This is a genomic window from Pseudomonas sp. B414 (assembly GCF_055408445.1).
Map to the genome: position 1 here is coordinate 41,844 of NZ_JBUZTQ010000023.1, position 22,571 is coordinate 64,414.

Annotated in this window: 25 protein-coding genes; 14 read left to right on the top strand and 11 right to left on the bottom strand. The window is 57.7% G+C overall.

All coding sequences use genetic code 11. From position 1 onward, the window contains the following. Positions 1 to 62: 62 nt before the first annotated feature. Positions 63 to 581, top strand: coding sequence for a hypothetical protein (locus tag ACZRMH_RS18160; RefSeq protein WP_464014595.1), 519 nt, complete (start codon positions 63 to 65; stop codon positions 579 to 581). A gap of 157 nt (positions 582 to 738) precedes the next feature. On the opposite strand, the gene ACZRMH_RS18165 is transcribed toward ACZRMH_RS18160, so the two are convergent. Further along, entirely contained in the window at positions 739 to 1,077 is a 339-nt protein-coding gene (locus tag ACZRMH_RS18165; RefSeq protein WP_464014596.1) for a hypothetical protein, read from the bottom strand. 169 nt (positions 1,078 to 1,246) lie between these two features. Here ACZRMH_RS18165 and ACZRMH_RS18170 point away from each other — a divergent pair, with 169 nt between their 5' ends. Next, positions 1,247 to 1,765, top strand: a complete 519-nt coding sequence (locus ACZRMH_RS18170) for a DUF4142 domain-containing protein (protein WP_464014597.1) — start codon at positions 1,247 to 1,249, stop codon at positions 1,763 to 1,765. Positions 1,766 to 1,828: 63 nt separating this feature from the next. Here the strand turns inward: ACZRMH_RS18170 and ACZRMH_RS18175 are convergent, their stop codons facing one another. From ACZRMH_RS18175 to ACZRMH_RS18185, 3 genes are all read right to left on the bottom strand, one after another. Further along, positions 1,829 to 2,125 (bottom strand): DUF6388 family protein, encoded by a 297-nt coding sequence (locus tag ACZRMH_RS18175; RefSeq protein ID WP_016779995.1) that lies wholly within the window; start codon positions 2,123 to 2,125, stop codon positions 1,829 to 1,831. A gap of 76 nt (positions 2,126 to 2,201) precedes the next feature. Then, positions 2,202 to 3,404, bottom strand: a complete 1,203-nt coding sequence (locus ACZRMH_RS18180) for an MFS transporter (protein WP_464014598.1) — start codon at positions 3,402 to 3,404, stop codon at positions 2,202 to 2,204. A gap of 147 nt (positions 3,405 to 3,551) precedes the next feature. Further along, positions 3,552 to 3,869: an ElaB/YgaM/YqjD family protein gene (locus ACZRMH_RS18185; RefSeq protein WP_464014599.1), complete on the bottom strand. Its 318-nt coding sequence runs from the start codon at positions 3,867 to 3,869 to the stop codon at positions 3,552 to 3,554. Positions 3,870 to 4,035: 166 nt separating this feature from the next. Between ACZRMH_RS18185 and ACZRMH_RS18190 the strand changes: the two genes are divergently transcribed. Beyond that, a complete protein-coding gene (locus ACZRMH_RS18190) occupies positions 4,036 to 4,290 on the top strand; it encodes a hypothetical protein (RefSeq protein WP_464014600.1) in 255 nt (84 codons plus the stop codon). Positions 4,291 to 4,403: 113 nt separating this feature from the next. On the opposite strand, the gene ACZRMH_RS18195 is transcribed toward ACZRMH_RS18190, so the two are convergent. After that, positions 4,404 to 4,886, bottom strand: a complete 483-nt coding sequence (locus tag ACZRMH_RS18195; RefSeq protein WP_464014601.1) for a GreA/GreB family elongation factor — start codon at positions 4,884 to 4,886, stop codon at positions 4,404 to 4,406. Between the two features lie 125 nt (positions 4,887 to 5,011). Between ACZRMH_RS18195 and earP the strand changes: the two genes are divergently transcribed. From earP to ACZRMH_RS18210, 3 genes are all read left to right on the top strand, one after another. Further along, positions 5,012 to 6,145, top strand: coding sequence for an elongation factor P maturation arginine rhamnosyltransferase EarP (gene earP / locus ACZRMH_RS18200; RefSeq protein WP_464014602.1), 1,134 nt, complete (start codon positions 5,012 to 5,014; stop codon positions 6,143 to 6,145). A 49-nt stretch (positions 6,146 to 6,194) separates the two neighbouring features. Continuing rightward, the gene (locus ACZRMH_RS18205) at positions 6,195 to 6,767 is read left to right on the top strand and encodes an elongation factor P (protein WP_016780001.1); all 573 of its coding nucleotides are present in this window, start codon (positions 6,195 to 6,197) and stop codon (positions 6,765 to 6,767) included. 150 nt (positions 6,768 to 6,917) lie between these two features. After that, positions 6,918 to 7,652: a sulfite exporter TauE/SafE family protein gene (locus ACZRMH_RS18210; protein WP_464014633.1), complete on the top strand. Its 735-nt coding sequence runs from the start codon at positions 6,918 to 6,920 to the stop codon at positions 7,650 to 7,652. On the opposite strand, the gene ACZRMH_RS18215 is transcribed toward ACZRMH_RS18210, so the two are convergent. Further along, positions 7,642 to 8,499, bottom strand: coding sequence for a LysR substrate-binding domain-containing protein (locus tag ACZRMH_RS18215; protein ID WP_464014603.1), 858 nt, complete (start codon positions 8,497 to 8,499; stop codon positions 7,642 to 7,644). The two genes, ACZRMH_RS18210 and ACZRMH_RS18215, sit on opposite strands and share 11 nt — an antisense overlap. A 96-nt stretch (positions 8,500 to 8,595) precedes the next feature. Here ACZRMH_RS18215 and ACZRMH_RS18220 point away from each other — a divergent pair, with 96 nt between their 5' ends. Further along, a complete protein-coding gene (locus ACZRMH_RS18220; RefSeq protein WP_464014634.1) occupies positions 8,596 to 8,775 on the top strand; it encodes a DUF1127 domain-containing protein in 180 nt (59 codons plus the stop codon). A 129-nt stretch (positions 8,776 to 8,904) separates the two neighbouring features. On the opposite strand, the gene ACZRMH_RS18225 is transcribed toward ACZRMH_RS18220, so the two are convergent. Beyond that, positions 8,905 to 10,251: a class II 3-deoxy-7-phosphoheptulonate synthase gene (locus ACZRMH_RS18225; RefSeq protein ID WP_464014604.1), complete on the bottom strand. Its 1,347-nt coding sequence runs from the start codon at positions 10,249 to 10,251 to the stop codon at positions 8,905 to 8,907. A gap of 158 nt (positions 10,252 to 10,409) precedes the next feature. Here ACZRMH_RS18225 and ACZRMH_RS18230 point away from each other — a divergent pair, with 158 nt between their 5' ends. Both ACZRMH_RS18230 and ACZRMH_RS18235 read left to right on the top strand, forming a co-directional pair. Beyond that, positions 10,410 to 11,165, top strand: coding sequence for a spermidine synthase (locus tag ACZRMH_RS18230; protein WP_464014605.1), 756 nt, complete (start codon positions 10,410 to 10,412; stop codon positions 11,163 to 11,165). A gap of 371 nt (positions 11,166 to 11,536) precedes the next feature. Further along, a complete protein-coding gene (locus tag ACZRMH_RS18235) occupies positions 11,537 to 13,207 on the top strand; it encodes a DEAD/DEAH box helicase (protein WP_464014606.1) in 1,671 nt (556 codons plus the stop codon). Between the two features lie 184 nt (positions 13,208 to 13,391). Here the strand turns inward: ACZRMH_RS18235 and ACZRMH_RS18240 are convergent, their stop codons facing one another. Further along, positions 13,392 to 14,159 carry a DODA-type extradiol aromatic ring-opening family dioxygenase gene (locus tag ACZRMH_RS18240; protein ID WP_464014607.1) on the bottom strand — a complete coding sequence of 256 codons (768 nt, stop codon included), beginning with the start codon at positions 14,157 to 14,159 and terminating at the stop codon, positions 13,392 to 13,394. A 101-nt stretch (positions 14,160 to 14,260) separates the two neighbouring features. On the opposite strand from ACZRMH_RS18240, the gene ACZRMH_RS18245 reads away from it, so the two are divergent. Continuing rightward, positions 14,261 to 14,920: a thiopurine S-methyltransferase gene (locus ACZRMH_RS18245; RefSeq protein WP_464014608.1), complete on the top strand. Its 660-nt coding sequence runs from the start codon at positions 14,261 to 14,263 to the stop codon at positions 14,918 to 14,920. A 61-nt stretch (positions 14,921 to 14,981) separates the two neighbouring features. On the opposite strand, the gene htpX is transcribed toward ACZRMH_RS18245, so the two are convergent. Together htpX and ACZRMH_RS18255 are read right to left on the bottom strand one after the other, a co-directional pair. Further along, complete coding sequence (gene htpX / locus ACZRMH_RS18250; protein WP_003446575.1) at positions 14,982 to 15,869, bottom strand: protease HtpX; 888 nt, start codon at positions 15,867 to 15,869, stop codon at positions 14,982 to 14,984. 313 nt (positions 15,870 to 16,182) lie between these two features. Then, a complete protein-coding gene (locus ACZRMH_RS18255) occupies positions 16,183 to 17,394 on the bottom strand; it encodes a pyridoxal phosphate-dependent aminotransferase (protein WP_464014609.1) in 1,212 nt (403 codons plus the stop codon). A gap of 222 nt (positions 17,395 to 17,616) precedes the next feature. On the opposite strand from ACZRMH_RS18255, the gene msrB reads away from it, so the two are divergent. Next, complete coding sequence (gene msrB / locus ACZRMH_RS18260) at positions 17,617 to 18,012, top strand: peptide-methionine (R)-S-oxide reductase MsrB (RefSeq protein ID WP_464014610.1); 396 nt, start codon at positions 17,617 to 17,619, stop codon at positions 18,010 to 18,012. 17 nt (positions 18,013 to 18,029) lie between these two features. After that, positions 18,030 to 18,512 (top strand): glutathione peroxidase, encoded by a 483-nt coding sequence (locus tag ACZRMH_RS18265; RefSeq protein ID WP_464014611.1) that lies wholly within the window; start codon positions 18,030 to 18,032, stop codon positions 18,510 to 18,512. A 196-nt stretch (positions 18,513 to 18,708) separates the two neighbouring features. Here the strand turns inward: ACZRMH_RS18265 and ACZRMH_RS18270 are convergent, their stop codons facing one another. Beyond that, complete coding sequence (locus tag ACZRMH_RS18270; RefSeq protein WP_464014612.1) at positions 18,709 to 21,024, bottom strand: response regulator; 2,316 nt, start codon at positions 21,022 to 21,024, stop codon at positions 18,709 to 18,711. Positions 21,025 to 21,198: 174 nt separating this feature from the next. Between ACZRMH_RS18270 and ACZRMH_RS18275 the strand changes: the two genes are divergently transcribed. Further along, positions 21,199 to 22,092, top strand: a complete 894-nt coding sequence (locus ACZRMH_RS18275; protein WP_464014613.1) for an ATP-binding protein — start codon at positions 21,199 to 21,201, stop codon at positions 22,090 to 22,092. After that, positions 22,085 to 22,567: a GAF domain-containing protein gene (locus tag ACZRMH_RS18280; RefSeq protein WP_464014614.1), complete on the top strand. Its 483-nt coding sequence runs from the start codon at positions 22,085 to 22,087 to the stop codon at positions 22,565 to 22,567. The genes ACZRMH_RS18275 and ACZRMH_RS18280 overlap by 8 nt, the downstream gene beginning before the upstream one ends. The last annotated feature ends 4 nt before the right edge of the window (positions 22,568 to 22,571 follow it).

Consider the following 22,571-nt stretch of genomic DNA (forward strand, 5'->3'; position numbering starts at 1 on the left):
ACCGAGTGCATGGGCCGTCCCATTGAGTGCTCCACTTCGAACTTAAATGGATTTAGACGATTATGAAGCTGCTCCCCCTTGGCATGCTGTTGTTACTGAGCGCAGGCTGCGCACAGGTCCAGCAGTACACGCCACCTCCCGGCGCGCCTCAGGCGCAGATCCGCAGTGAAATGGACGCTTTGAGCAATTATCGCAACTATCTGACCCTGACCGAAGCACCGACAGTGGGCTGCAAATATGGCAGAACAGTGGCGGTGAAACCGGGTCGGCAATTGTTCGCTGTACGCGACAAAACCTCCCGACCAGCAGGTTCTATCTCGGTAGAGGCGTTAAAACCATTGCATTTGGTGGTAGATGGCTCGGCCAATGCCGGCCGCTCCTGCAGGATCGAATTCGTCAGCCAGTTCGCCCCGGGTGCCCGCTATGTGATCAAGGGCGGCATTATCGAGAACCCTGAGACTTTTGACTCTTGCCAGGTGAAGATTTTTGACGAGGCCACCGGCGTGCCTCTACGTATGGTCGAGCCGTCAACGCTGAAGAATAACTGTGCTTTGGACAAGTTACCGTTTACGGCGCGTTGATTACGAGATGACCTGTAGCCGCAGCCTCGTTCCTTCGACAGCGGCTACAGGGGGATCGAGATTCTATTTCAGTCGTTTCGTGCGACGTTTCGCTTTTTATCTATCGACGTTTCCGAGAAATTTTGTTTGCGTGCGCCTGGGGCAAGCAGGTGCGACATCATTCGCAAGACGGACTGTTCACATCCAGCGCTTTGGAGATAGCCTGTTCTGCTTTAACGAAGGCTGGTGTCTTGCCGGCATCGGCATAAATCTCTTCACCTTCTTCAATGCGGATAACCTCGGAACCCTTCACGTAGGGCATGGCTTGTTCTGCTTGTTCAAGCGCGCAATGGATCAGGCTTTGAGTGATGGTGGCTTCATCCAGCCCGTAGGCTTGGGCGAAAGCCTTGATTTTGACCAGGTCGCGCTTGTGCAGCGCAAGTCTGTATTCAACCCGCTCACTGGATTCCTGGGATCTGGATTCCCAGTTGTCGAGCATGGCCCTGAAGGCGTCCATAAGGCTTCTCCTGTTTGGCGGCAAGTGCTGCTGGACAGTATGGCTCAGGGTTTGCTGAAGTGCTTTTAGTTGCCACTCGTCAGAAAAAACCGCTTTGATCTAAACCTTTGCCATTACGTGCCTTCAGATTCTGTGCAGGGAATAAACCTGCCTTTTTCTGGAGGACGTTATGAAACACCTGATTGGCCCCAAACGCTTTGTGGCAGGTTGTGCCCTGGTCTGTTCCCTGATCGTGGCGGCCACAGCAGTCGCAGCCAGTCCGGCAGACTTTGTTGATGATGCCCATGCCGCAGGCATTGCCGAGATCGAAACCAGCCGTATGGCGATCAGTAAAACCTCTTCGACAGACATAGAAAGCTATGCCGTGGAGGCCATCAAGGACCATACCAACGCCAATCGGGATTTGAAGGATCTTGCCAGCCGTCTGGGCCTGCAGGTTTCCAGTGACGAACAGATACTCGACAGGGCAAGGAAGCTGATGCTGCAAGTGCAGGAGGGGGATTCATTTGATGCAGCCTATGCGGCCAATCAGGTCAAGACCCATGAGCAGGCCATTGAGTTGTACAAGGAGCAGGCCCAAAACGCCGAGTCACCGGAGTTGCAGGCGTTTGCCGAAAAATATCTGCCCAAGCTGGAGATGCATTTGCTGATGGCTCAAAGACTGATGGCTGCCCACCACAAGTCCTGATCCCTTATATGTAAAAACGCCCGGTGAGTGACCGACCGGGCGTTGTTTGCAAAGCGGGTTGGCTCACACGGCGATTTCGTTGAAACCGCAGTACTCTTCCCAGCTCATGTCCAGTGCTTCGGCGACTTCCTGATGCACTTCAAGGCGCATGCTCTTGAGCTCTTCAGGGGAGCGGGCGATCAGTTCCAGGGCCAGTTCCCAGGCTTCCAGGCCGCGGCTTTCGGCCTCGTCTTCAAAGGCCCACAAAATCTGTTGCTGGCGGTCCTCTGCGCTCAGCTCTTTCATTTCTTCGATCAGTTCAGGGTGCGCCTTGATAAAAGTATCCAGGGCCAGTTCATTACGGGATTCTTTAGGGATCATATGGCGTCTCGGATCGTCAGGGCATTTTTCGCATGCTAGCGAGTTCGCATTACGATGAAAAGCGCCATATAGCGACTCAGGCGACGGGCTGCAACTTGCTTTCGCGCTGCAGGCTGTAGCCCCACACCGCCAATGCCAGCGTCGCAACCACGGCGCCGACGACTACGATGCCGTCCCAGCCATAGGTCGGATAGGTTTGTGCGCCCACCAGTGAACCCAGTGCGCCGCCAATGAAATAGCAGGTGATATATCCGGCATTCAGACGGTTACGTGCGGCAGGGCGAACCTTGAACACGGCATTCTGGTTGCTGACATGGACCAGTTGCACGGCAAAATCCAGGGCCAGTACACCGATCAGCAATGCTATCAATGAATGCCCGGCAAATGCCATAGGCAGCCAGCAGGCCAGCAGAATCAGCAGGCCGGCGGTAGTCGCCTGTTGCCCCTTGCCTTGGTCAGCCATGCGCCCGGCCCAGTTTGCCGCCACCGCACCGACAGCGCCCGCCAGGCCGAACAGGCCGATGACAGCGTCCGAATAGCTATAAGGTGGAACTGCCAGCAAAAAAGCCAGAGGTGTCCAGAACAGGGCGAACAGCGAGAAGGTCAGCAGGCCCAGCAGGGCACGCAGGCGCAGCACTGGTTCTTCGACAAACAGGGTGAACACCGACTTCAGCAGTTTCGGGTAGCTCAGGCCTGCGCTCTGGTGATGGTTGGGCAGGGCGCAGAACAGTGAGATGGCACTGACCAGCATCAGGGCAGCGGCCACCAGGTAGATAGTGCGCCAGTCACCTGCCGACGACAGCGCGCCCGCCACGGTACGGGCCAGCAATATGCCCAGTAACAGGCCGCTCATCAGGGTACCTACCACTCGACCGCGACTTTGCGGGTCGGTCAGGCTGGCTGCCATCGGCACCAGCACCTGTGCCGATACCGAAAACATCCCGGTCATCGCCGTGCCGATCAACAGCCACGTTAGCGAAGGTGCGAACGCGCTTAGCAGCAGGCCCAGGGCACTCAACACGGTCATGGTGACGATCAGGCGGCGCTGTTCGAACAGATCGCCCAGAGGCACCAGTAGCAACAGACCTGCGCCGTAGCTCAATTGTGCGGTGATGACCACGGTACCGGCGCTGCCCATGCTCAAGCCCAGTTCCTGGGCGATGGTGTGCAGCAAGGGCTGGGCGTAATAGTTGCTGGCAACCGCCAGGCCGGTGGCGGTGGCCATCAGCAGGATCAGGGCAGTGCTAAGAGGCTTTGTGGCAGTAGTAGACGCGGACATTGGCTGTCTCGTTGGCATGGGAATGCGACGAAGTATTAGAATGCCAGCGAAGAATGTCACTGAATATGTCGGCAATTTTAATTTATAAACCACAAAGCCCCTGGCGATAAACACCAGGGGCTTTGTTTGCAACCGTTGCAGCCGACTTTAGTTGCGACGGCCCAGCAGCAGGCCTACAACCAGACCAAAACCGGCCGAGATGGCCACGGTCTGCCACGGATGGCCACCGATATAGTTTTCAGTGGCATCTACTACAGGCTTGGTGCGCTCACGCACGTTGGTTACTGAATCCAGTGCCTGCTTGAGCTTGAGGCTTACCTGCGCACGCAGGGTTTCGCCTTCTTCACCGACCAGGGACACGCTGTCCTTGAGCAGCTTTTCAGATTCGGCAATCAGGTCTTGCAGCTCGCTGAACGCTTGATCCTTGATTTGATCTTCAGCTTGTACGGCATTTTTTCGAGCCATTGCGGTACTCCTTGCAGGTTAAAGGGGTGATAAGTAATGGAGTCAACCCAATGCTAAAAAGTTGCATCTGATTTGCGCCTGAGCTGACAGCGTAGTCAAAAACCAGACTGAGACACTTCTTTGTAGGGTGTAAGATGTCACCTAATTTACGCCGCAGGAAATTCACATGAGCTTCAACCTCGCCAACAAGCCTCTCGCAGAGCGTGCAGCGCTTGAAGATGAAAAATCCCGTTTGTATGACCTTTGGCAGAGCAACCTGGGCAAGGCCAAAGGCGAAGCGGCGCGTTTGTTCGGTGAGCGCGCCAAGCGCAAGGGCAAGTGGGCTGAATGGGTGCGTTCGGAACTGGACGCCATGTCGCCGCCGGAGTACGCCAATATGGTGCGCAGCGAAGTGAACCGCATGATGGCTGCTGCCAAGTAATCCAGACACAAAACGACTAGTGTGGGAGCGGGCTTGCTCGCGATAGCATCACCTCGGTCATTCAAATAGACCGCGTCGTCTGTATCGCGAGCAAGCCCGCTCCCACAAGTTGCTCAGTGAATATCGCAAACGCTGAACACCTGCACCGCACCGCCCACATTGATCTGCACTTCGTCATCCAGTTGCTTGCCCAGCAAGGCGGCACCCAGCGGTGAGCGCGGGGTGATGACGGTGACGGTCTGTCCGTCGTGGTCGAGTTTGAGTCCAGCGGCATCCGGGGCAAGCAACAGCCATTGCTCGCTAGCGTTTTCGGCTTCCAGATTGACCAGTGCGCCGAGCTGAATGCCCTGCGCCGGGTTGTACGGTGCCAAGGGCATGGCCCGGCAGTTTTTCAGCGCCTGACGGATTTCCTCAACTCGACGTGCCTGCCCCGTAGCCAGATACGAGGCTTCAAGGCCAAGGGTGTCGTATTTGTTCTCGGCGATGTTTTCCGCGTGGGTGGCAGCTTCGTAAGCGGTTTGCGCTGCGCGCTGGAGCACGTCGAGGTCGATTTCGAGCTTTTCCAGCATCAGCAGGTGCACGGCGGTCTTGTTCATGGGTCGAGGCTTGAGAGAGACAAGCGGCGATTGTCGCACGAGTGCCGCGCAGATTTATCCGCCTTATACCTTCTGTACGCGTTCAATTATGCGGACAATCAGCCCTTTGAATGTTGGAGCCCGGAATGAAAGCCTCCTGGGATATTTTTTGCAGTGTGGTCGATAACTACGGCGACATTGGTGTGACCTGGCGCCTGGCCCGGCAATTGGTGGCCGAGCATCAGCAGAGCGTGCGGCTGTGGGTCGATGACTTGCGCGCATTTGTGCCGTTGTGCCCCGAGGCGGATGCCGCTGCGGCGCGCCAATGGCAGCAGGGGGTCGAGGTTTGCCAGTGGCCTCAACAGTGGCAACCGGCCGAGGTCGCCGATGTGGTGGTCGAGGCTTTTGCCTGCAAGTTGCCTGAAGGTTACTTGCAGGCGATGAAAGCCCGCCAGGCTCCGGCGCTGTGGATCAATCTGGAGTATCTGAGCGCGGAAGACTGGGTCCGTGGCTGCCACGGTCTGCCCTCCCTGCGACCCGACGGCCTGAAACGGATGTTTTTCTTCCCGGGCTTTGATGCTGGTACCGGAGGCCTGTTGCGTGAGGCCGATCTGCTGCAGCGTCGCCGTGCCTTTGAGCAGGATCCCCAGGCCAAACAGGCATTTTTGCAGGGGTTAGGGGTATTCCCGGCAAATAATGCGCGGCTGATCTCATTGTTCGCTTATGAAAATACCGGCCTGGCCAGTTGGCTGGATGCAATGGCGGCAGGCAGTGTACCGACCCATCTGCTGGTGCCTCAGGGGCGGATCATGGGTGATCTGTTGCGCTGGCTCGGGGTGGCTCAGTTGGCACCGGGCGATATTGAGCAGCGTGGGGGGCTGACTGTCCAGACGCTACCGTTTGTCCGTCAGCAGGACTACGACTACCTGCTATGGAGCTGTGATTTCAACGCGGTGCGCGGTGAAGACTCGTTTGTGCGGGCGCAATGGGCGGGGCGGCCGCTGCTTTGGCATATCTATGAGCAGGAAGAAGATGCGCACTGGGTCAAGCTCAATGCGTTTCTCGATTTGTATGCCAAAGGCCTATCACCGCAGGCCGCCCAGGCATTTACCGGGCTTTGGCATGCCTGGAATGCTGGCGCCGATATGGCGCAAAGCTGGAATTGTGTGCTGGAACTCTGGCCCGAGATCACCGCACACGCCGAACGCTGGTGTCTGGAACAGTCATTACAGGCCGATCTTGCGCAAGCGCTAGTACTGTTTTATAGAAATTGGATATGATACGCGACCTAGATTTTTGTAAATCTCAATCCAAATTCGGATATTCGTAATGAAAACTGGTAAAGAGCTTAAACCCGGTACAGTCATCAAGCTCGAAAACGACCCTTGGTTGGTTCAGAAAGCTGAATTCACCAAGTCCGGTCGTAACAGCGCAATCATGAAGACCAAGCTGAAGAACCTGCTGACTGGCTACAAGACCGAAATCGTATACAGCGCTGACGACAAGCTGGAAGACGTGATCCTGGATCGCAAAGAAGCGACCCTGTCCTTCATCAGCGGCGACACCTACACGTTCATGGACACCACTGACTACACCATGTACGAGCTGAACGCTGAAGACATCGAAGCCGTTCTGCCATTCGTTGAAGAAGGCATGACCGACGTTTGCGAAGCGATCTTCTTCGAAGACCGTCTGGTTTCCGTAGAGCTGCCGACCACTATCGTGCGTCAGGTTGACTACACCGAAGGTTCCGCTCGCGGCGACACTTCGGGCAAGGTGATGAAGCCTGCCAAACTGAAAAACGGTACCGAGCTGAGCGTTGCTGATTTCGTTGAAATCGGCGACTGGATCGAAATCGATACCCGTGACGGTGGCTCCTACAAGGGCCGCGCCAAGGTTTAAACCTTGCGTTAACCGCACAACAAGAAGCCCGGCCTTATGGCCGGGTTTTTTTTACCTGCGAAAAGCCCCGGTCCAGCGCTTTGCCCGGCGCCGACGACTGGTTAGCATGGGGGCTCACGAAGAGGGGCGGCAATGCTGATCGATTTTGCAATGTATGGGGCGCTGGGCGTCGTTTTGGGGGCATTGGGCGGGTTGTTCGGGATTGGTGGCGCCCTGATCGCAATCCCGGTGCTGGGGTTGTGGTTTGGTCTTGATCAGCAAATGGCGCAAGGCACTGCGCTGGTGATGTCCGTGCCCAATGTGTTTCTGGCGTTGTATCGCTATAACCAGCGCAACAGGATTGACCTGCGCCAGGCTTTGCCGCTGGTGGTGATGAGTTTTTCCTTCGCCTGGCTGGGCGCAATGCTGGCAGTGGGTGTGGATGAACGCTTTATTCGCTGGGGGTTTATCGGGTTCTTGCTGGCGATTACGTTCTACAACTTGTTCAAATTGTATGGTTCATCCGGTCAGCCGACGGCAGGTTCGCGTTTTGGCTGGCCCTGGTTTGGCTTGCTGGGCGTGCTTGCAGGCACAACTGGCGGGCTCTTCGGTGTGGGCGGTGCGGTGGTGGCTGCGCCGGTGCTGACCAGTGTGTTCGGGACTACCCAGTTGGTGGCTCAAGGCCTGTCGCTGGCGCTGGCGGCACCGAGTACCAGCGTCACCCTGGTGACCTATGCCGCCCATGGCGAGGTCAACTGGGGCATGGGGATCCCGATGGCTATCGGCGGCCTGCTGAGTATCAGTTGGGGTGTCAGGCTTGCCTATGCCACGCCAGAACGTTTGTTGCGGGGCTTGTACTGCGCCTTTTTGCTGCTGTGCGCCGCCTTGCTGGCAATCAAAGCTTGAAGCCTTCGACGATGTACTCGGCAAAACACTCGATGATCGGCGACGATGCGCTGTTGGGTTTGCGTAGCAGCACAATACTGGCGGAGGGCAGCTGCGGCAGGTTCTCCGCCTCGCCGATGATGCGCAAGTCCGGGGTCAGCAGGCTTTGCAACTGGGCGGTCACGGCCAGCCCGGTGCTGACCACGGCATTGATCGCTGCCAGGCTGGCGCTGGTGTAGGCAACCCGGTATTCGCGTTGCTGGATATCCAGGGCATTGCAGGCCCAGGTCCGGCAAAAACAATCGGTATTGAACATCGCCAGCGGCAAGGGCGTTTGTTCGTGGGGGGCGAAGCCCTGAGCCACCATCCACACAAAGCGCTCCTGACGCAAAATCTGGCCCATTTCAGTGCCGGGTTTGCGGGTGACGATAGTCAGATCAAGATCGTTGCGTTGCAGCAGCAGGGCCGATGGCTCGCAATGCACCTCGACGTTGATCAGCGGGTAGTCCTGGGCAAAGCGCGACAGCACGCCGGGTAAAAAGCGCATCACGTAGTCATCCGGCGAGCCGATCTTGACCGTGCCCACCATCTGCGGCTGGCGCAGGGTGTTGAACACTTCGCTGTGCAGCTTGAGGATGCGCCGGGCGTAGCCGAGCAGCACTACGCCCTCTGAGGTCAGACTGACATTGCGCCCCTCGCGCTGAAACAACGCGCATTTGAGCACGTCCTCTTCCAGCCGCTTCATCTGCATACTGACCGCCGACTGGGTGCGATTGACCACTTCGGCAGCGCGAGTAAAACCGCCGTGATCGGCAATGGCGGCAAAGGTGCGCAGCAGGTCGGTGTCGATACTGGGAAATTCGGCCATTGATCAATCTCGCAGATGTATCGCATAAGAAACATTCGTTGGATTGATCTTATGCCCGCGCAGAGACTTGAGCCATACCCCAGGAGGGCTCAAGTGATGAAAGGTCAAACAGGTATGGTGTGGATTAACCGGGTTTCCCGCTGGTATCAGCTTTCGCGAGAAAGGGCGCAGCTGAGGCAGATCAGTGATGCAGCGCTGAAGGATCTCGGGTTGAGCAGGGCGGATATCGAGACTGAAAGCCATCGGGCTTTTTGGGATGATCCGTTTAACAAGTGAGTGCGCTGGCCTCGATAACCTGTGGGAGCGGGCTTGCTCGCGATGGTATTGCCGCGGTCATTCAGATGCACCGCGCCGTCTGCATCGCGAGCAAGCCCGCACCCACAGGTTTTGTGTATCTGGCAAGTGTCAGCGCTTGACCTGCTTCAACGTTTCGGCAATCAAAAATGCCAGTTCCAGCGACTGATCAGCGTTCATGCGCGGGTCGCAGTGGGTGTGGTAGCGGTCCGACAGACCGTCTTCGGTAATCGGGTTGGCGCCGCCGATGCACTCGGTGACGTTCTGCCCGGTCATCTCGATATGAATCCCGCCAGCGTAGCTGCCTTCAGCCTCGTGAACCTGGAAGAACTGCTTCACCTCGCCCAGGATCTGCGCAAAATCACGGGTCTTGTAGCCGCTGCTGGCCTTGATGGTGTTGGCGTGCATCGGGTCGCAGCTCCACAGCACTTGCTTGCCTTCACCCTCTACGGCGCGGATCAGTTGCGGCAGGTGATCGCCCACCTTGTCGGCGCCCATGCGCACGATCAGGTTGAGGCGACCGGGGTCGTTGTCCGGGTTGAGGATGTCGATCAGGCGGATCAGGTCTTGGTTGTTCATGCTCGGGCCAACCTTGACCCCGATCGGGTTGTTGACCCCGCGCAGGAACTCGACATGGGCGCCGTCCAGTTGCCGTGTGCGGTCGCCGATCCACAGCATGTGCGCCGAGCAGTCGTAGTAGTCGTTGGTCAGGCTGTCGCGGCGTACAAAGGCTTCCTCGTAGTTCAGCAGCAATGCTTCGTGAGCAGTAAAGAAGCTGGTTTCACGCAGTTGCGGCGAGCTGTCCATGCCGCAGGCACGCATAAAGGCCAGGGTTTCGTCGATACGGTCCGCCAGTTGGCTGTATTTTTCAGCCAGTGCCGAGTTGGCGATAAAGTCCAGGTTCCACTTGTGCACCTGATGCAGGTCGGCAAAACCGCCCTGGGCAAAGGCGCGCAGCAGGTTCAGGGTGGCGGTGGACTGGTGGTAGGACTGCAGCAAACGCTCCGGGTCGGGAACGCGGCTTTTTTCATCGAAACCGATACCGTTGACGATATCGCCGCGATAGGCCGGCAGCGTCACGCCGTTGATGGTTTCGTCATTGGCCGAGCGCGGCTTGGCGAATTGCCCGGCCATGCGCCCGACTTTGACCACCGGGCAGCCCGCCGCAAAGGTCATGACAATGGCCATTTGCAGCAGCACCTTAAAGGTGTCGCGAATCTTGGCTGCTGAAAATTCTGCAAAACTTTCAGCGCAATCGCCGCCCTGAAGCAGAAACGCCCTACCTTGAGTCACCTCGGCAAACTGTCGGCGCAATTCGCGGGCTTCCCCGGCAAACACCAGCGGCGGATAACTGGCCAGGCTTTGCTCGACGCGTTGCAGGTGCGCCGCGTCAGGGTAGTGGGGTTGTTGCTGGATCGGCAGGGCGCGCCAGCTGTCAGGGGTCCAGATTGGGCTCATCGCAGACTCTAGTATTTATAGGGGGTGGCCCATGTTAGCAGCAATTAGTGCGTGACCTGTTGCGGCGCAATGGCCGACAATCGCGCCTTTGCGCTCGGCATCGAGTGGCGGTTTTTTATGGCGTTGCGGGTAGTACCGGGGCGCGGCAAGGAGAGGAAATGTCTGAGGAGCGCGTAGAGCGTCTGCTCGCCGAGGTCCATGATGACTTCGGCATGATTCGGGTACTGGAGGTGGCTGACTACCGTTTCCTCGAATTTGGCGATGCGATCGAGCAAAGTTGCGTGTTCACCGCCGATCCCAGCTGGCTGGAGTACGACTACACCCGCGCCATGCTGATCGGTGCGCTGTGCCATGACGCTCCTGAGAGCGCGCTGTTTTTGGGGCTGGGGGCCGGAACCCTGACCCAGGCCTGCCTCAAGTTTCTGCCTCTTGAAGATGTTGAAGCCATTGAGCTGCGCCCTGATGTGCCGCGCCTGGCCATCGAGTACCTGGGCCTGGACGATGATCCGCGGTTGTATATCCGTATTGGCGACGCGCTCGAACTGCTCGACAGCGCCGAGCCTGCGGACCTTATTTTCGTCGACCTTTATAACGACCTGGGCCCGGCTGCCGGTCACCTGGCCTGGACCTTCCTCGAAAGCTGCCAGAAAAAGCTGGCAGCCAATGGCTGGCTGATCATCAACCAGTGGGCCACCGATGACGGCAAGCCGCTGGGTGCAGCCTTGCTGCGCGGCTTGTATCACCGCCATTACTGGGAGCTGCCGGTCAAGGAAGGCAATGTCATCCTGATGGTGCCCGCCGATCTTGAGCAGACCCTGGATATCGACGCGCTGGCTGCGCGGGCGCAGGCTCTGGCGCCGCGGTTGGGCTATTCGCTGGAGTCGCTGATCAAGGCGATTCGCCCGGCGACTTGAGACCCAAGGATGAAACGTTTTAGCCTTTGCCCCAGAGTGGCCAGGCATTTGATGATTTTTTCAGGTCGAAAATATCGTTAAAGCCCGGTCTACAGAGGGGCACAGACGATTGTGTCGCAAAAAAACCCTTCTTTTTTTTGATAAATCCGGTATAGTGCGCGCCGGCCTTTAGCCGGGCCACGTTTAGGTGTCGCATTTCCCGAAGCACGCTTCGGCTGCTCGTCCGTTTCGCGGACAACCCCTGAACGCTCCATTCATTTAACGTTTTCGCAAATCCCCGCCGACAAAGCAGCCAGGGCGACTCTTGAGTCTTACACGGCATGCGCAGCTTTGGAGCATGGGTCTTTGCGGATGCACTTAGAGGCAGACCCATGACCCAGGAAACCGGCGGCTTCGCCGCTTTTAATCTTAATCCGAACATTCTTGCAGCTGTCATCGCGACTGGCTACGAAGAACCTTCGGCTATTCAGCAGCAATCGATCCCGATCATTATGGCCGGTCACGACATGATTGGTCAGGCGCAAACCGGTACGGGTAAAACCGCCGCATTTGCCCTGCCTATCCTGCACCGCATCGATCCTGCTAAGCGCGAGCCGCAAGCCCTGATCCTGGCGCCAACCCGTGAGTTGGCGCTGCAAGTAGCAACCGCTTTCGAAACCTACGCCAAGCAAATGCCTGGTGTAACAGTTGTTGCCGTTTACGGCGGCGCCCCTATGGGTCCACAACTGAAAGCAATCCGTAATGGCGCACAGATCGTTGTCGCCACTCCGGGCCGTCTGTGCGACCACCTGCGTCGTGACGAAAAAGTGCTGTCGACCGTGAACCACCTGGTTCTGGACGAAGCTGACGAAATGTTGAAACTGGGTTTCATGGACGATCTTGAAGTGATCTTCAAGGCTCTTCCGCCAACCCGTCAGACCGTATTGTTCTCGGCTACCTTGCCGCAGTCGATCCGTGCCATTGCTGAGCGCCATCTGCGCGATCCGCAACACGTGAAGATCCAGACCAAGACTCAGACCGTTACCGCGATCGAACAGGCTCACCTGTTGGTTCACGCTGACCAGAAGACCTCGGCTGTATTGAGCCTGCTGGAAGTTGAAGATTTCGACGCCCTGATCATGTTCGTCCGCACCAAGCAAGCGACTCTGGATCTGGCCAGCGCCCTTGAAGCCAAAGGCTACAAAGCTGCTGCGCTGAACGGTGACATTGCCCAGAACCAACGTGAGCGCGTAATCGACTCCCTCAAGGATGGCCGTCTGGACATCGTTGTGGCGACCGACGTAGCCGCTCGTGGTCTGGACGTTCCACGTATCACTCACGTGTTCAACGTTGACATGCCTTACGATCCAGAGTCCTACGTTCACCGTATCGGCCGTACTGGCCGTGCAGGTCGCGAAGGTCGTGCACTGCTGCTGGTAACTCCTCGTGAGCGCCGCATGCTGCAAGTGATCGAGCGTGTAACCGGTCAGAAAGTTGCCGAAGTCCGCCTGCCGGATGCTCAAGCTGTTCTCGATGCTCGCATCAAGAAGTTGACCAACAGCCTGACGCCGCTGGTTGCTGACGCTGAAGCCACTCACGGTGATCTGCTGGATCGCCTGATTGCTGATATCGGTTGCAGCCCGCGTGCCCTGGCCGCAGCTCTGCTGCGCAAGGCAACCAACGGTCAGGCCCTGACCCTGGCGGCCATCGAACGCGATCGTCCACTGGTGCCGAACAGCGCACCGCGTGAGCGTTCCGAGCGTTCGGGTGACCGTCCGGAGCGTGGTGATCGTGAGCGTCGTGCTCCGGTTCCATTGGCTGAAGGCCGTGCTCGTTGCCGTACCGCGCTGGGTGCGCGTGACGGTATCGCTGCCAAGAACCTGCTGGGCGCTATCCTCAACGAGGGTGGCCTGGCTCGTGAAGCTATCGGTCGCATCCAGGTGCGTGACAGCTTCAGCCTGGTAGAACTGCCGGAAGCCGGTCTGGAAGGTTTGCTGGCCAAACTGAAAGACACTCGCGTTGCTGGCAAGCAGCTCAAGCTGCGTCGCTACCGCGAAGATTAATCATTGCTTGCAATGATTGATCACTAAAAAAATCCCCGACTGGTTCGGGGATTTTTTTTGCCTGCAATCTGTCAAGAGTGCCCGTAGTCGCTGCCGAGGAACGAAGGCTGCGAGCTCTTGATCTTTGGGGGGCGTAATAAAAGCTCGCAGCCTTCGTTCCTCGGCAGCGACTACGGGCTCGGGTTTAACCGAATTTATAGATATCCATCCCCAACGCGCCCATCGTCCAGCCCTGGTGGGCAATGCTGAAAGCCCCTCCTGCGCCACGGGCAAAGTACAGCGGCAGCAGGTGCTCATCGCTGGGATGACTTTTGGCAGCAAAGGGCGCCTGCTTGCGGTAGTCGTGCAGCGCCGTCTCATCATCAGCAGCCAGCTTGTCGATCATCCAGTCACGGAAGGCCTTGGCCCAGGGTTCAATGCTCTCGGGCCCTGCGTGCCAGTCCAGCTCACGCAGATTGTGGGTGATGCTGCCGGAGCCAATGATCAGGATTCCCTCGCTGCGCAAGGCAGCCAGTGCACGCCCCACTTTGGTCTGGGCAACCGGGCCGAGTTGGCTAGGTAATGAAACCTGCACCACCGGAATATCCGCTGCCGGGTACATCAACGACAACGGCACCCAGGCGCCATGGTCAAAAGGCCGCTTGGCGTCCAGTTGTGCCGGCAAGCCATGCTCCGTCAGCATTTGCGCGATACGGGCTGCCAATGCCGGTTCGCCGGGAGCCGGGTATTGCACGGCAAACAGCTCAGGGGGGAAGCCGCCAAAGTCGTGCCAGGTTTGCGGGGCCGGGTTGCTCGTGACTCGCAGGTCTGGGCTTTCCCAGTGTGCGGATACCAGCACTATGGCTTTTGGCCGGGGCAACTCGGCTGCCAGACGCTCAAGCGCCGGGCCACTGTCACCGGGTTCCAGTGCTAGCATTGGCGAACCATGGGAAATAAACAGGCTGGGGAACATGAAAGACGTCCTCAAAGTTAAGATGCGTCATCTTCATCCCGATCATTGATCTAAATCCAATATAAGTTTTAGTACTTATCTATCGAATTTAAAGGTGAATCATGCAGCCCGAATTTTGGCACGACCGCTGGGACCGCAATCAGATCGGCTTTCACCTGTCGCAGGTCAACCCTTACCTTCAGCGCCTTTGGCCGACACTGGGGGTGGGGGAGGGCGGCCGTGTGCTGGTGCCGTTATGCGGCAAAAGCCTGGATATGAGCTGGTTGGCGGCCAACGGGCATGAAGTGCTGGGCGTGGAGTTGACGCAGACGGCCGTGGAGCAGTTTTTCAGTGAACAGCAGGTCGAGCCACAGATTCGCCAGCAGGGCGCCTTCAAGGTGTACGAGGCGGGCCCTGTGACGATCCTGTGCGGTGACGTGTTTGCCCTGACGGCTGCCGACGTGGCTTCCTGCGTGGGGCTGTATGACCGTGCGGCAACCATCGCATTCCCTCCCGAGATGCGCGCAGCCTACACCCGGCATCTGAACCGGATTCTTGCGCCTGGCTGCCGGGGCCTGTTGATCACCCTCGATTATGATCAGTCGCAAATGAACGGCCCGCCGTTCTCGGTGCCGGATGCCGAGGTGCAGAGTTTGCTGGCGCCTGTCTGGACGCTGGAGATCATCGAACAGCCGGATGTGCTGGATCAGGAGTGGAAGTTCCTCAAGGGCGGCGTGACGCGTCTGGTGGAGCGGGTATATCGCCTGAATAAAACCGCCTGAGCGAAATCGCGGGCACAAAAAAGGGCGACTTCAGTCGCCCTTTTTCGTATTCGCCGTGGGGTTAGCCGCGACGACGCAGTGCATCGATACGTTCTTCCAGAGGCGGATGGCTCATGAACATCCGCGCCAGGCCTTGCTTGAGGCCGCCGTTGATGCCGAAAGCCGCCATGGTGTCGGGCATGTGCACCGGCAGGCCCTGTTCGGAGCGCAAGCGCTGCAGGGCGCTGATCATGGCTGCAGTACCGGCAAGCTGGGCACCGGCTTCGTCTGCGCGGAACTCACGTTTGCGCGAGAACCACATCACGATGGCACTGGCCAGGAAGCCCAGGACCAGTTCGGCGAAGATGGTCGCGACGTAGTACGCAATGCCGCGGCCTTCATCGTTCTTGAACACCACCTTGTCGACAAAGTTGCCGATGATCCGGGCGAAGAACATCACAAAGGTGTTCACCACGCCCTGTACCAGCGCCAGGGTCACCATGTCACCGTTGGCAACGTGACCGATTTCGTGGGCCAGTACCGCTTTTACTTCATCGGGCGAAAAACGTTCGAGCAAACCCTGGCTGACAGCGACCAGTGCATCGTTCTTGTTCCAGCCTGTGGCAAAGGCATTCGCCTCATAGGCAGGGAAAATCCCCACTTCAGGCATTTTGATCCCGGCTTCGCGGGACAATTGCTCAACGGTTTGCATCAACCATTGTTCATGACGAGTACGAGGTTGAGTGATCACCTGGGTGCTGGTGCTCATCTTCGCCATCCATTTGGAAATGAATAGCGAGAACAAAGACCCTGCAAAACCAAAGACCGCACAGAACACCAACAGCTGACTGAGGTTCAGATCAACCCCGTTGGCCGCCATGAACCCGTCAAAGCCGAACAGGCTCAGGGTGATGCTGGCAATCAGCACGACCGCCAGGTTAGTGGCCAAAAACAGCAGAATGCGCATCATGGTTGTAAGAATCTCCTCGTCTTAAGGGTGTTGCCGTATGCGGGTATATAAGGTGCTATCTGTGGCTATTCAACCGAGTGACTATTTCAAACTGTGTCCTACAGCCTGATTCTAGTTGCATGCCTGACATTTCCTAATAAGAAGGAGCGCTTTTTTTTGCCAAAAGTTCCACCTCTAGCCAGTAAATAAAGGGCTATTGGAGATATCAGGGATTTTTGACCGAGGGCGCAGAGCGCGAAAGCAGATGTGTGAAGAATGTTTCATCAGACACATGCTGTGCGACTTTTCATAGGTCGCACAGCATGCTCAGAAATTACTGACGGTAGGTCTTCAGGAAGTTACCGATTCTGCCAATGGCCATATCCAGCTCATCGACGCGGGGCAGGGTCACGACACGGAAGTGGTCGGGCCATGGCCAGTTGAATGCCGTGCCTTGAACCACCAGCAGTTTTTCCGAGAGCAGCAGGTCGAGCACGAATTTTTCGTCGTTGAGGATCGGGCACACTTTCGGGTCGATGCGCGGGAAGGCATACAGCGCGCCCATCGGTTTTACACAGCTGACGCCGGGAATATCGTTGAGCAACTCCCAGGTGCGGTTGCGCTGTTCCAGCAAGCGGCCGTTGGGCAGGACCAGATCATTGATGCTCTGGTAGCCGCCCAGTGCAGTCTGGATCGCATGCTGGCTGGGCACGTTGGCGCACAGGCGCATGTTGGCCAGCATGTCGATGCCTTCAATGTAACCCTGGGCGTTGTGCTTGGGCCCGGAAATGGCAATCCAGCCCGAGCGGAAACCCGCCACCCGGTACGACTTGGACAGGCCGTTGAAGGTCAGGCACAACACGTCCGGAGCCAGCGAAGCGGTGCAGATATGCACGGCGTCGTCGTAGAGGATCTTGTCGTAGATTTCGTCCGAGAACACCACCAGGTTGTGCTGGCGGGCAATTTCCAGCATGCCCAGCAGCACTTCTTTGGAGTACACCGCACCCGTCGGGTTGTTCGGGTTGATGATGACCATGGCCTTGGTGTTGGGGGTGATCTTTGCTTTTATATCCTCAAGATCAGGCCACCAGTTGGCTTGCTCATCGCACAGGTAATGCACCGGGTGGCCACCGGCCAGGGTCACGGCAGCGGTCCACAACGGGTAATCGGGTGCTGGCACCAGGACTTCGTCGCCATTGTTGAGCAGGGCTTGCAGCGACATCACGATCAGCTCGGATACACCGTTACCCAGGTAGATGTCTTCAATACCGACACCTTCTACCTGCTTTTGCTGGTAGTACTGCATCACTGCCTTGCGCGCGCTGAACAGGCCTTTGGAATCGCTGTAGCCCTGGGCAGTCGGCAGGTTGCGGATCACGTCCTGGAGGATTTCGTCCGGCGCTTCAAAACCAAAGGGCGCCGGGTTGCCGATATTCAGCTTGAGGATGCGCTGGCCTTCCTCCTCCAGGCGTTTGGCGTGCTTGAGCACTGGGCCGCGAATGTCATAACAGACGTTGGCGAGCTTGTTTGATTTGCTGACCTGCATGGCGATGTGATCCCGAAAATGAACGATCCAGGCAATGTAATGACCACAGCTCTGGGAAATTCTGTGTTTGCACACAGTGGCTAACACCGCTTTGCTTCAAGAATCCGTTTGAATGCAGCTAGAGCGGGTGCCAGACTGGCGTTTAACGAGGCGCAATCATACGTGCCACCCGACCCCTGGAAAAGCCACTGGTCGGGGTTTTTCAGTTGCAGAGGCAGAACCATGGAAAAGTTGAACAAAACCCTGGACGAATGGAAGGCCATGCTCGATCCGGAGCAGTACAACGTGTGCCGGCTCAAGGGCACTGAGCGACCGTTTTCGGGTAAATACAACGGCACCAAAACCGACGGTGTTTATCACTGCATTTGCTGCAACGAGGCGCTGTTCGATTCCAGCGCCAAATTTGATTCCGGCTGCGGCTGGCCGAGCTTTTACCAGCCGATTGGTGACAGTGCGATGGTCGAGATCCGCGACGTGAGCCACGGCATGGTGCGTACCGAAGTGGTCTGTGCCAAGTGTGATGCGCATCTGGGCCACGTGTTCCCTGATGGTCCGCCACCGACCGGGCTGCGCTACTGCATCAACTCGGTGTGCCTGGACCTGGTTCCCCGCAACTGACCTTTGGAGGCGCCGTCATGAGCGACAACCTGTTCGATACCCCATGCATCACGCTTGGCGGCGAGCCAAAAACCCTGGCGGACTTCGCGGGCAAGGCGGTGCTGGTGGTCAATACCGCCAGCAAGTGCGGCTTTACCCCGCAATACAAGGGCCTTGAGGCGCTATGGCAGCAGTATCGGGACCAGGGGCTGGTGATTCTGGGGTTCCCGTGCAATCAGTTTGGCAAGCAGGAGCCGGGTGACGAAGCGGCCATCTCCGAATTCTGCGAGTTGAATTTTGGCGTGACCTTCCCGCTGTTCAAAAAGGTCGAGGTCAATGGCCCCCAGGCTCATCCGCTGTTTGTCCAGCTCAAGAAACGTGCACCAGGGGTGTTGGGTTCGCAGGGGATCAAGTGGAACTTCACCAAGTTCCTGATCAGTGGCGACGGCACAAGCGTCAAGCGCTATGCCCCGGCCACCAAGCCCGAGGCGCTGAAGGCGGATATCGAAGCGTTGTTGTAAATACTGGCCAAACTTTGTGGTAACAGCGGTGTGAGGGTTCGACTTTCTCGCGATAGCATCACCCGCTTTGGTATGCACCGCAAAGCCAGTGGGAGCTGGCTTGCCTGCGATACAGACGCTGCAGCCTGTCAGGATAAGCGCATTGATCCCATCGCGAGCAAGCCCGCTCCCACAGGAATGTACCGCGCACCATGATTCAAGTTTTTTGCGGCACCCAGGTATCGATCAGGGCGGCCAGCTCTTCGCGCCGAAACGGTTTGGCCAGGTAGTCGTTCATGCCCGCCGAGCGGCAGCGTTCGCGCTCTTCGGGCATGGCATTGGCGGTCAGGGCAACGATGGGCAGCTTGGGCCAGCGCCCGCGATGGCGAATTTGCCGGGTGGCCTCGTAGCCATCCATCACCGGCATGTTGCAGTCCATCAACACCAGGTCAAAGGTCTTCTGCTCCAGCTGGCTCAGTGCTTCGCCGCCATGCCCCGCAACCACCACATCACAGCCCAGTTTGCTCAACATGCCCTTGGCCACTAGTTGGTTGACCGGGTTATCCTCGACCAACAGGATCCGTGCGCGGCGTGTAACAGGTGTGTTGTCGCTGGTAATGTCAGGGTGCAGGTCATCATCCTTGAGCAGCAGGTGCTGCAAGGTTTTATACAGCGCATAACGCGACAGCGGCCTGGCTTTCTGTTGCAGCGGCGCCAGCGCATTGACCTGATCGCTTGGCATAAAGTTGCCATAGGCGGTCACCAGCAAGATCGGCGCGCTGATGGCAGGCCGCAGGCCAAACAGGCACTCGGGGCAGTCGGTGATCAGCAGGTGCGGATCGGTGCCGGCCAATGAGTCATCCAGGGAGTAGCGCTTGAAATCCAGCCCCCATAGTGGCAAATAGCTCCCGAGCAGTTCGCTCAATCCGCTGCTCGCGGCGCTCACCACAATAACTCGCCCGCTCAGGGGCTTTTGCTTGATGGCCGGGGTATGGCAGGGCAGGGGCAGTTCGGCGCAGAACTGGCTGCCAAAACCGACTTCCGAACTGATGGTCAGCCGCCCGTGCATCACTTCGCACAGGCTGTTGGTCAGCGCCAGCCCCAGCCCGGTGCCACCGAACTGGCGGGTGATACCGGCCCCGGCCTGGGTAAAGGGTCTGAAAATTCGCACCTGAGCTTCCTGGGCGATGCCGATGCCGGTGTCGCACACTTCGATACGCACCTGATCGTTTTGCGCACTGAGGCGCACATCCACCCGCCCGAACCGGGTGAATTTCAGGGCGTTGGACAGCAGATTACTGACGATCTGGCGCACCCGGGTCGGGTCGCCCAGTACAAGAGCCGGGAAATCCGGGTCGATCAGGCAGGTCAGCTCCACGCTGGGCGCGGCGTTCTGCGACAGCAGGTTGGCGGTGTCTTCGATGAGAGTGCCCAGATCGAAGGCAATATGCTCAAGCTCCAGTTGGCCTGCGTCGAATTTGGACAGGTCGAGAATGTCGTTAAGCAGTTCGACCAGTACCTTGCCCGAGTCGTGGGCAATGGACAGTTGCTGGTGTTGTTCGGCATTCAGCGGGCTGTCCAGGCACAGCGCCAGCATGCCCAGCAGGCCATTGAGCGGGGTGCGGATCTCATGGCTCATATTGGCCAGAAATGCCGCGCGGGCCTGGGCCATTTCCAGGGCAGTACTGCGCGCAGCTTCAAGCTCTTCATTGGAGTGGCGCAGTTGATCGTTGATGGCCTCCAGCTCTTGGGTGCGTTGCGAAACAATGGTTTCCAATTGTGCCAGGTAGTCGGTCAGGCTGTTTTCGGCGCGCCGGCGGTGTTCCATTTCACGGGCCATGGCCTCGAACTGCTGGTTTGCAGCGTTGACCAATACGCCAATTTCATCATCTTCGTGGCCGGGAGGGCACTGCATCTTCGATTGGGTGGGGTTCCCGGGTTTGCGGTGGCTGAGTTCGCTTATCACCCGCACCAACGGCTTGGTCAGCATCACATAGAACAGACCCATCAGGATAAAGGTCAGGATGATGCTGCGGATAAAACCGCTCAGCAGTGTGACTTCAGCCCGCTGTAAAAAGCGCTTGCCGAAGGGGTAGGTGTCTACTTCAAGGTGCAGGACGCCCATGCTGAGTTCAGGCAGGTGGTTGAAGTACAGTCGTTGGTCAAAGGAGCGATTGGAGCCAAACAGGAAATCGCTCAGTGCCCGGTAACGCCCGCTTTCAGGTTGGTCCTGCACCGCCGATAGGACCCCGCCGTCACTGTCGATCAGCTGTGCACCGATGATTGCAGGTGAGCGCAACAGGCCTTGCAGGAGTTCCTGGGCCAGCTCGGAGTCAAGGTTGTAGGCAATGCGCGATGCCGGGTTATGGCTGATCTCGAGCAGCGATTGGATTTCGCGATTGATGGCGGCGTTTTCACTGGCATAATCGATGCCGATTTGCAGCAGGCTAAGCATGGCCCCGAGCACCAGCCCAACCAGCACCGTCAGCTTGGCTTGCTTGAAAGACAGGCGATGGGTGAGTTTTGTTTCCATGGGGTGCTGCACCTGTTTCCATTTCCTTGCGGGGTGCAAGAGTAGTCGATTCGAGCGTCAATCGGCAGCCTGACTGCGGTAATTGCAGTGTTGCGGGTAAGTCATTTTGAAGATGGCTGTCGAATTCTGGCAATAGCAATGTGCCATCACTGTGTATCAGTCTGAGGAAATGTTGTGAATTCTAAACTGGATGCCTTTCTGGAACGGGCCGAAGCGGTCCTTGCACGTCTTGAACCCCTGCTGCCAGCGCAGCGCGAATCGATCGAGTGGGACCAGTGCCTGGCTGCCCGGTGGCAGCGCGAAGGTCGCTCAGGCTATTTGATGCCGTTGCAAGTCAGCCTTGAGATGCGCCTTTCAGACTTGATCGGCGTTGATAACCAGCGTGATCAGCTGGGACGCAACACTAAACAGTTTCTTGACGGTCTGCCTGCCAACCATGCCCTGCTCTGGGGTTCACGAGGTACCGGCAAGTCTTCAATTATTCGCGCCTTGCTGGCCGAGTATGGCAGTGCGGGGCTGCGCCTGATCGAGATTGAACGTGATCATTTGGCCGACCTGCCGCGAGTGGTCGAGCAGTTGCAGGGTTTGCCTCAGCGTTTTGTGCTGTTTTGCGATGACTTGTCTTTCGAGGCCGGTGAAAGTGATTACCGGGTGCTGAAGAGCGTGCTGGATGGTTCGCTGGAGCAAGCGCCGGATAACGTCCTGCTTTACGCCACCTCGAACCGTCGCCATCTGGTGCCGGAAAAGGAAAGCGACAACGAGAACTGGAAGAACGTCGACGGTGAATTGCACCCTAACGAGGCGGTGGAAGACAAGATCGCCTTGTCCGACCGCTTTGGCCTTTGGCTGTCTTTCTATCCGTTTACTCAGGATCATTTCTTGAGTGTGGTCGAGCACTGGATAGAAGTATTGGCCAGCAAAGCCGGTTTAGAGTGGCAGCGTGACGAGGCACTGGATATTCTGGCCGTGCGCTGGGCGACCGGGCGCGGCAACCGCAATGGTCGTTGCGCCTATCAGTTCGCGCGTTATTGGGTAGGTCTGAAATTGTTGGAGCAAGTGAATGATTGATTTAAACGCCACAGGTGCTGGTCTTGACGGCTACACCCTGTTGCAGGCGCAACTGGAGTCATTGCTGGCGGATGAGCGAGATTTTATTGCCAATGCTGCGCAATTCTCGGCGTTTTTGTACCACCAGCTCGATGATCTGAACTGGGCAGGGTTTTATCTCAACCGCAACGAAGAGCTGGTGCTGGGTCCTTTCCAGGGCCAGATTGCCTGCGTGCGCATTCCTTTTGGCCGTGGCGTGTGCGGGGCTGCGGCGGCGAGCAGGCAGACACAGCGGGTTGATGATGTTCACGCATTTGCCGGGCATATCGCTTGCGACAGTGCTTCCAACAGTGAGTTGGTTGTGCCGTTGATCAAGGATGGCCGCCTGATTGCTGTGCTCGATCTGGACAGCCCGAGCATCGGGCGCTTCAGCGAGCAGGACCAGCAGGGCATTGAAGCCCTCGCCGCGATCTTTTTGCGCCTGAGCGAGTGCTGAAAAC

What these genes read in the sequence shown, in the direction of transcription:
- ACZRMH_RS18240 (WP_464014607.1), bottom strand. Translation starts at nt 14,159, where the DNA reads ATGTTCCCCAGCCTGTTTATTTCCCATGGTTCGCCAATGCTAGCACTG.
- ACZRMH_RS18255 (WP_464014609.1), bottom strand. Translation starts at nt 17,394, where the DNA reads ATGCAGGTCAGCAAATCAAACAAGCTCGCCAACGTCTGTTATGACATT.
- ACZRMH_RS18225 (WP_464014604.1), bottom strand. Translation starts at nt 10,251, where the DNA reads ATGAGCCCAATCTGGACCCCTGACAGCTGGCGCGCCCTGCCGATCCAG.
- ACZRMH_RS18190 (WP_464014600.1), top strand. Translation starts at nt 4,036, where the DNA reads ATGAGCTTCAACCTCGCCAACAAGCCTCTCGCAGAGCGTGCAGCGCTT.
- ACZRMH_RS18265 (WP_464014611.1), top strand. Translation starts at nt 18,030, where the DNA reads ATGAGCGACAACCTGTTCGATACCCCATGCATCACGCTTGGCGGCGAG.
- ACZRMH_RS18210 (WP_464014633.1), top strand. Translation starts at nt 6,918, where the DNA reads ATGTATGGGGCGCTGGGCGTCGTTTTGGGGGCATTGGGCGGGTTGTTC.
- ACZRMH_RS18245 (WP_464014608.1), top strand. Translation starts at nt 14,261, where the DNA reads ATGCAGCCCGAATTTTGGCACGACCGCTGGGACCGCAATCAGATCGGC.
- ACZRMH_RS18170 (WP_464014597.1), top strand. Translation starts at nt 1,247, where the DNA reads ATGAAACACCTGATTGGCCCCAAACGCTTTGTGGCAGGTTGTGCCCTG.
- ACZRMH_RS18270 (WP_464014612.1), bottom strand. Translation starts at nt 21,024, where the DNA reads ATGGAAACAAAACTCACCCATCGCCTGTCTTTCAAGCAAGCCAAGCTG.
- ACZRMH_RS18205 (WP_016780001.1), top strand. Translation starts at nt 6,195, where the DNA reads ATGAAAACTGGTAAAGAGCTTAAACCCGGTACAGTCATCAAGCTCGAA.
- htpX (WP_003446575.1), bottom strand. Translation starts at nt 15,869, where the DNA reads ATGATGCGCATTCTGCTGTTTTTGGCCACTAACCTGGCGGTCGTGCTG.
- earP (WP_464014602.1), top strand. Translation starts at nt 5,012, where the DNA reads ATGAAAGCCTCCTGGGATATTTTTTGCAGTGTGGTCGATAACTACGGC.
- ACZRMH_RS18215 (WP_464014603.1), bottom strand. Translation starts at nt 8,499, where the DNA reads ATGGCCGAATTTCCCAGTATCGACACCGACCTGCTGCGCACCTTTGCC.
- ACZRMH_RS18160 (WP_464014595.1), top strand. Translation starts at nt 63, where the DNA reads ATGAAGCTGCTCCCCCTTGGCATGCTGTTGTTACTGAGCGCAGGCTGC.
- ACZRMH_RS18220 (WP_464014634.1), top strand. Translation starts at nt 8,596, where the DNA reads ATGAAAGGTCAAACAGGTATGGTGTGGATTAACCGGGTTTCCCGCTGG.
- ACZRMH_RS18195 (WP_464014601.1), bottom strand. Translation starts at nt 4,886, where the DNA reads ATGAACAAGACCGCCGTGCACCTGCTGATGCTGGAAAAGCTCGAAATC.
- ACZRMH_RS18180 (WP_464014598.1), bottom strand. Translation starts at nt 3,404, where the DNA reads ATGTCCGCGTCTACTACTGCCACAAAGCCTCTTAGCACTGCCCTGATC.
- ACZRMH_RS18230 (WP_464014605.1), top strand. Translation starts at nt 10,410, where the DNA reads ATGTCTGAGGAGCGCGTAGAGCGTCTGCTCGCCGAGGTCCATGATGAC.
- ACZRMH_RS18165 (WP_464014596.1), bottom strand. Translation starts at nt 1,077, where the DNA reads ATGGACGCCTTCAGGGCCATGCTCGACAACTGGGAATCCAGATCCCAG.
- ACZRMH_RS18175 (WP_016779995.1), bottom strand. Translation starts at nt 2,125, where the DNA reads ATGATCCCTAAAGAATCCCGTAATGAACTGGCCCTGGATACTTTTATC.
- ACZRMH_RS18185 (WP_464014599.1), bottom strand. Translation starts at nt 3,869, where the DNA reads ATGGCTCGAAAAAATGCCGTACAAGCTGAAGATCAAATCAAGGATCAA.
- ACZRMH_RS18235 (WP_464014606.1), top strand. Translation starts at nt 11,537, where the DNA reads ATGACCCAGGAAACCGGCGGCTTCGCCGCTTTTAATCTTAATCCGAAC.
- msrB (WP_464014610.1), top strand. Translation starts at nt 17,617, where the DNA reads ATGGAAAAGTTGAACAAAACCCTGGACGAATGGAAGGCCATGCTCGAT.
- ACZRMH_RS18280 (WP_464014614.1), top strand. Translation starts at nt 22,085, where the DNA reads ATGATTGATTTAAACGCCACAGGTGCTGGTCTTGACGGCTACACCCTG.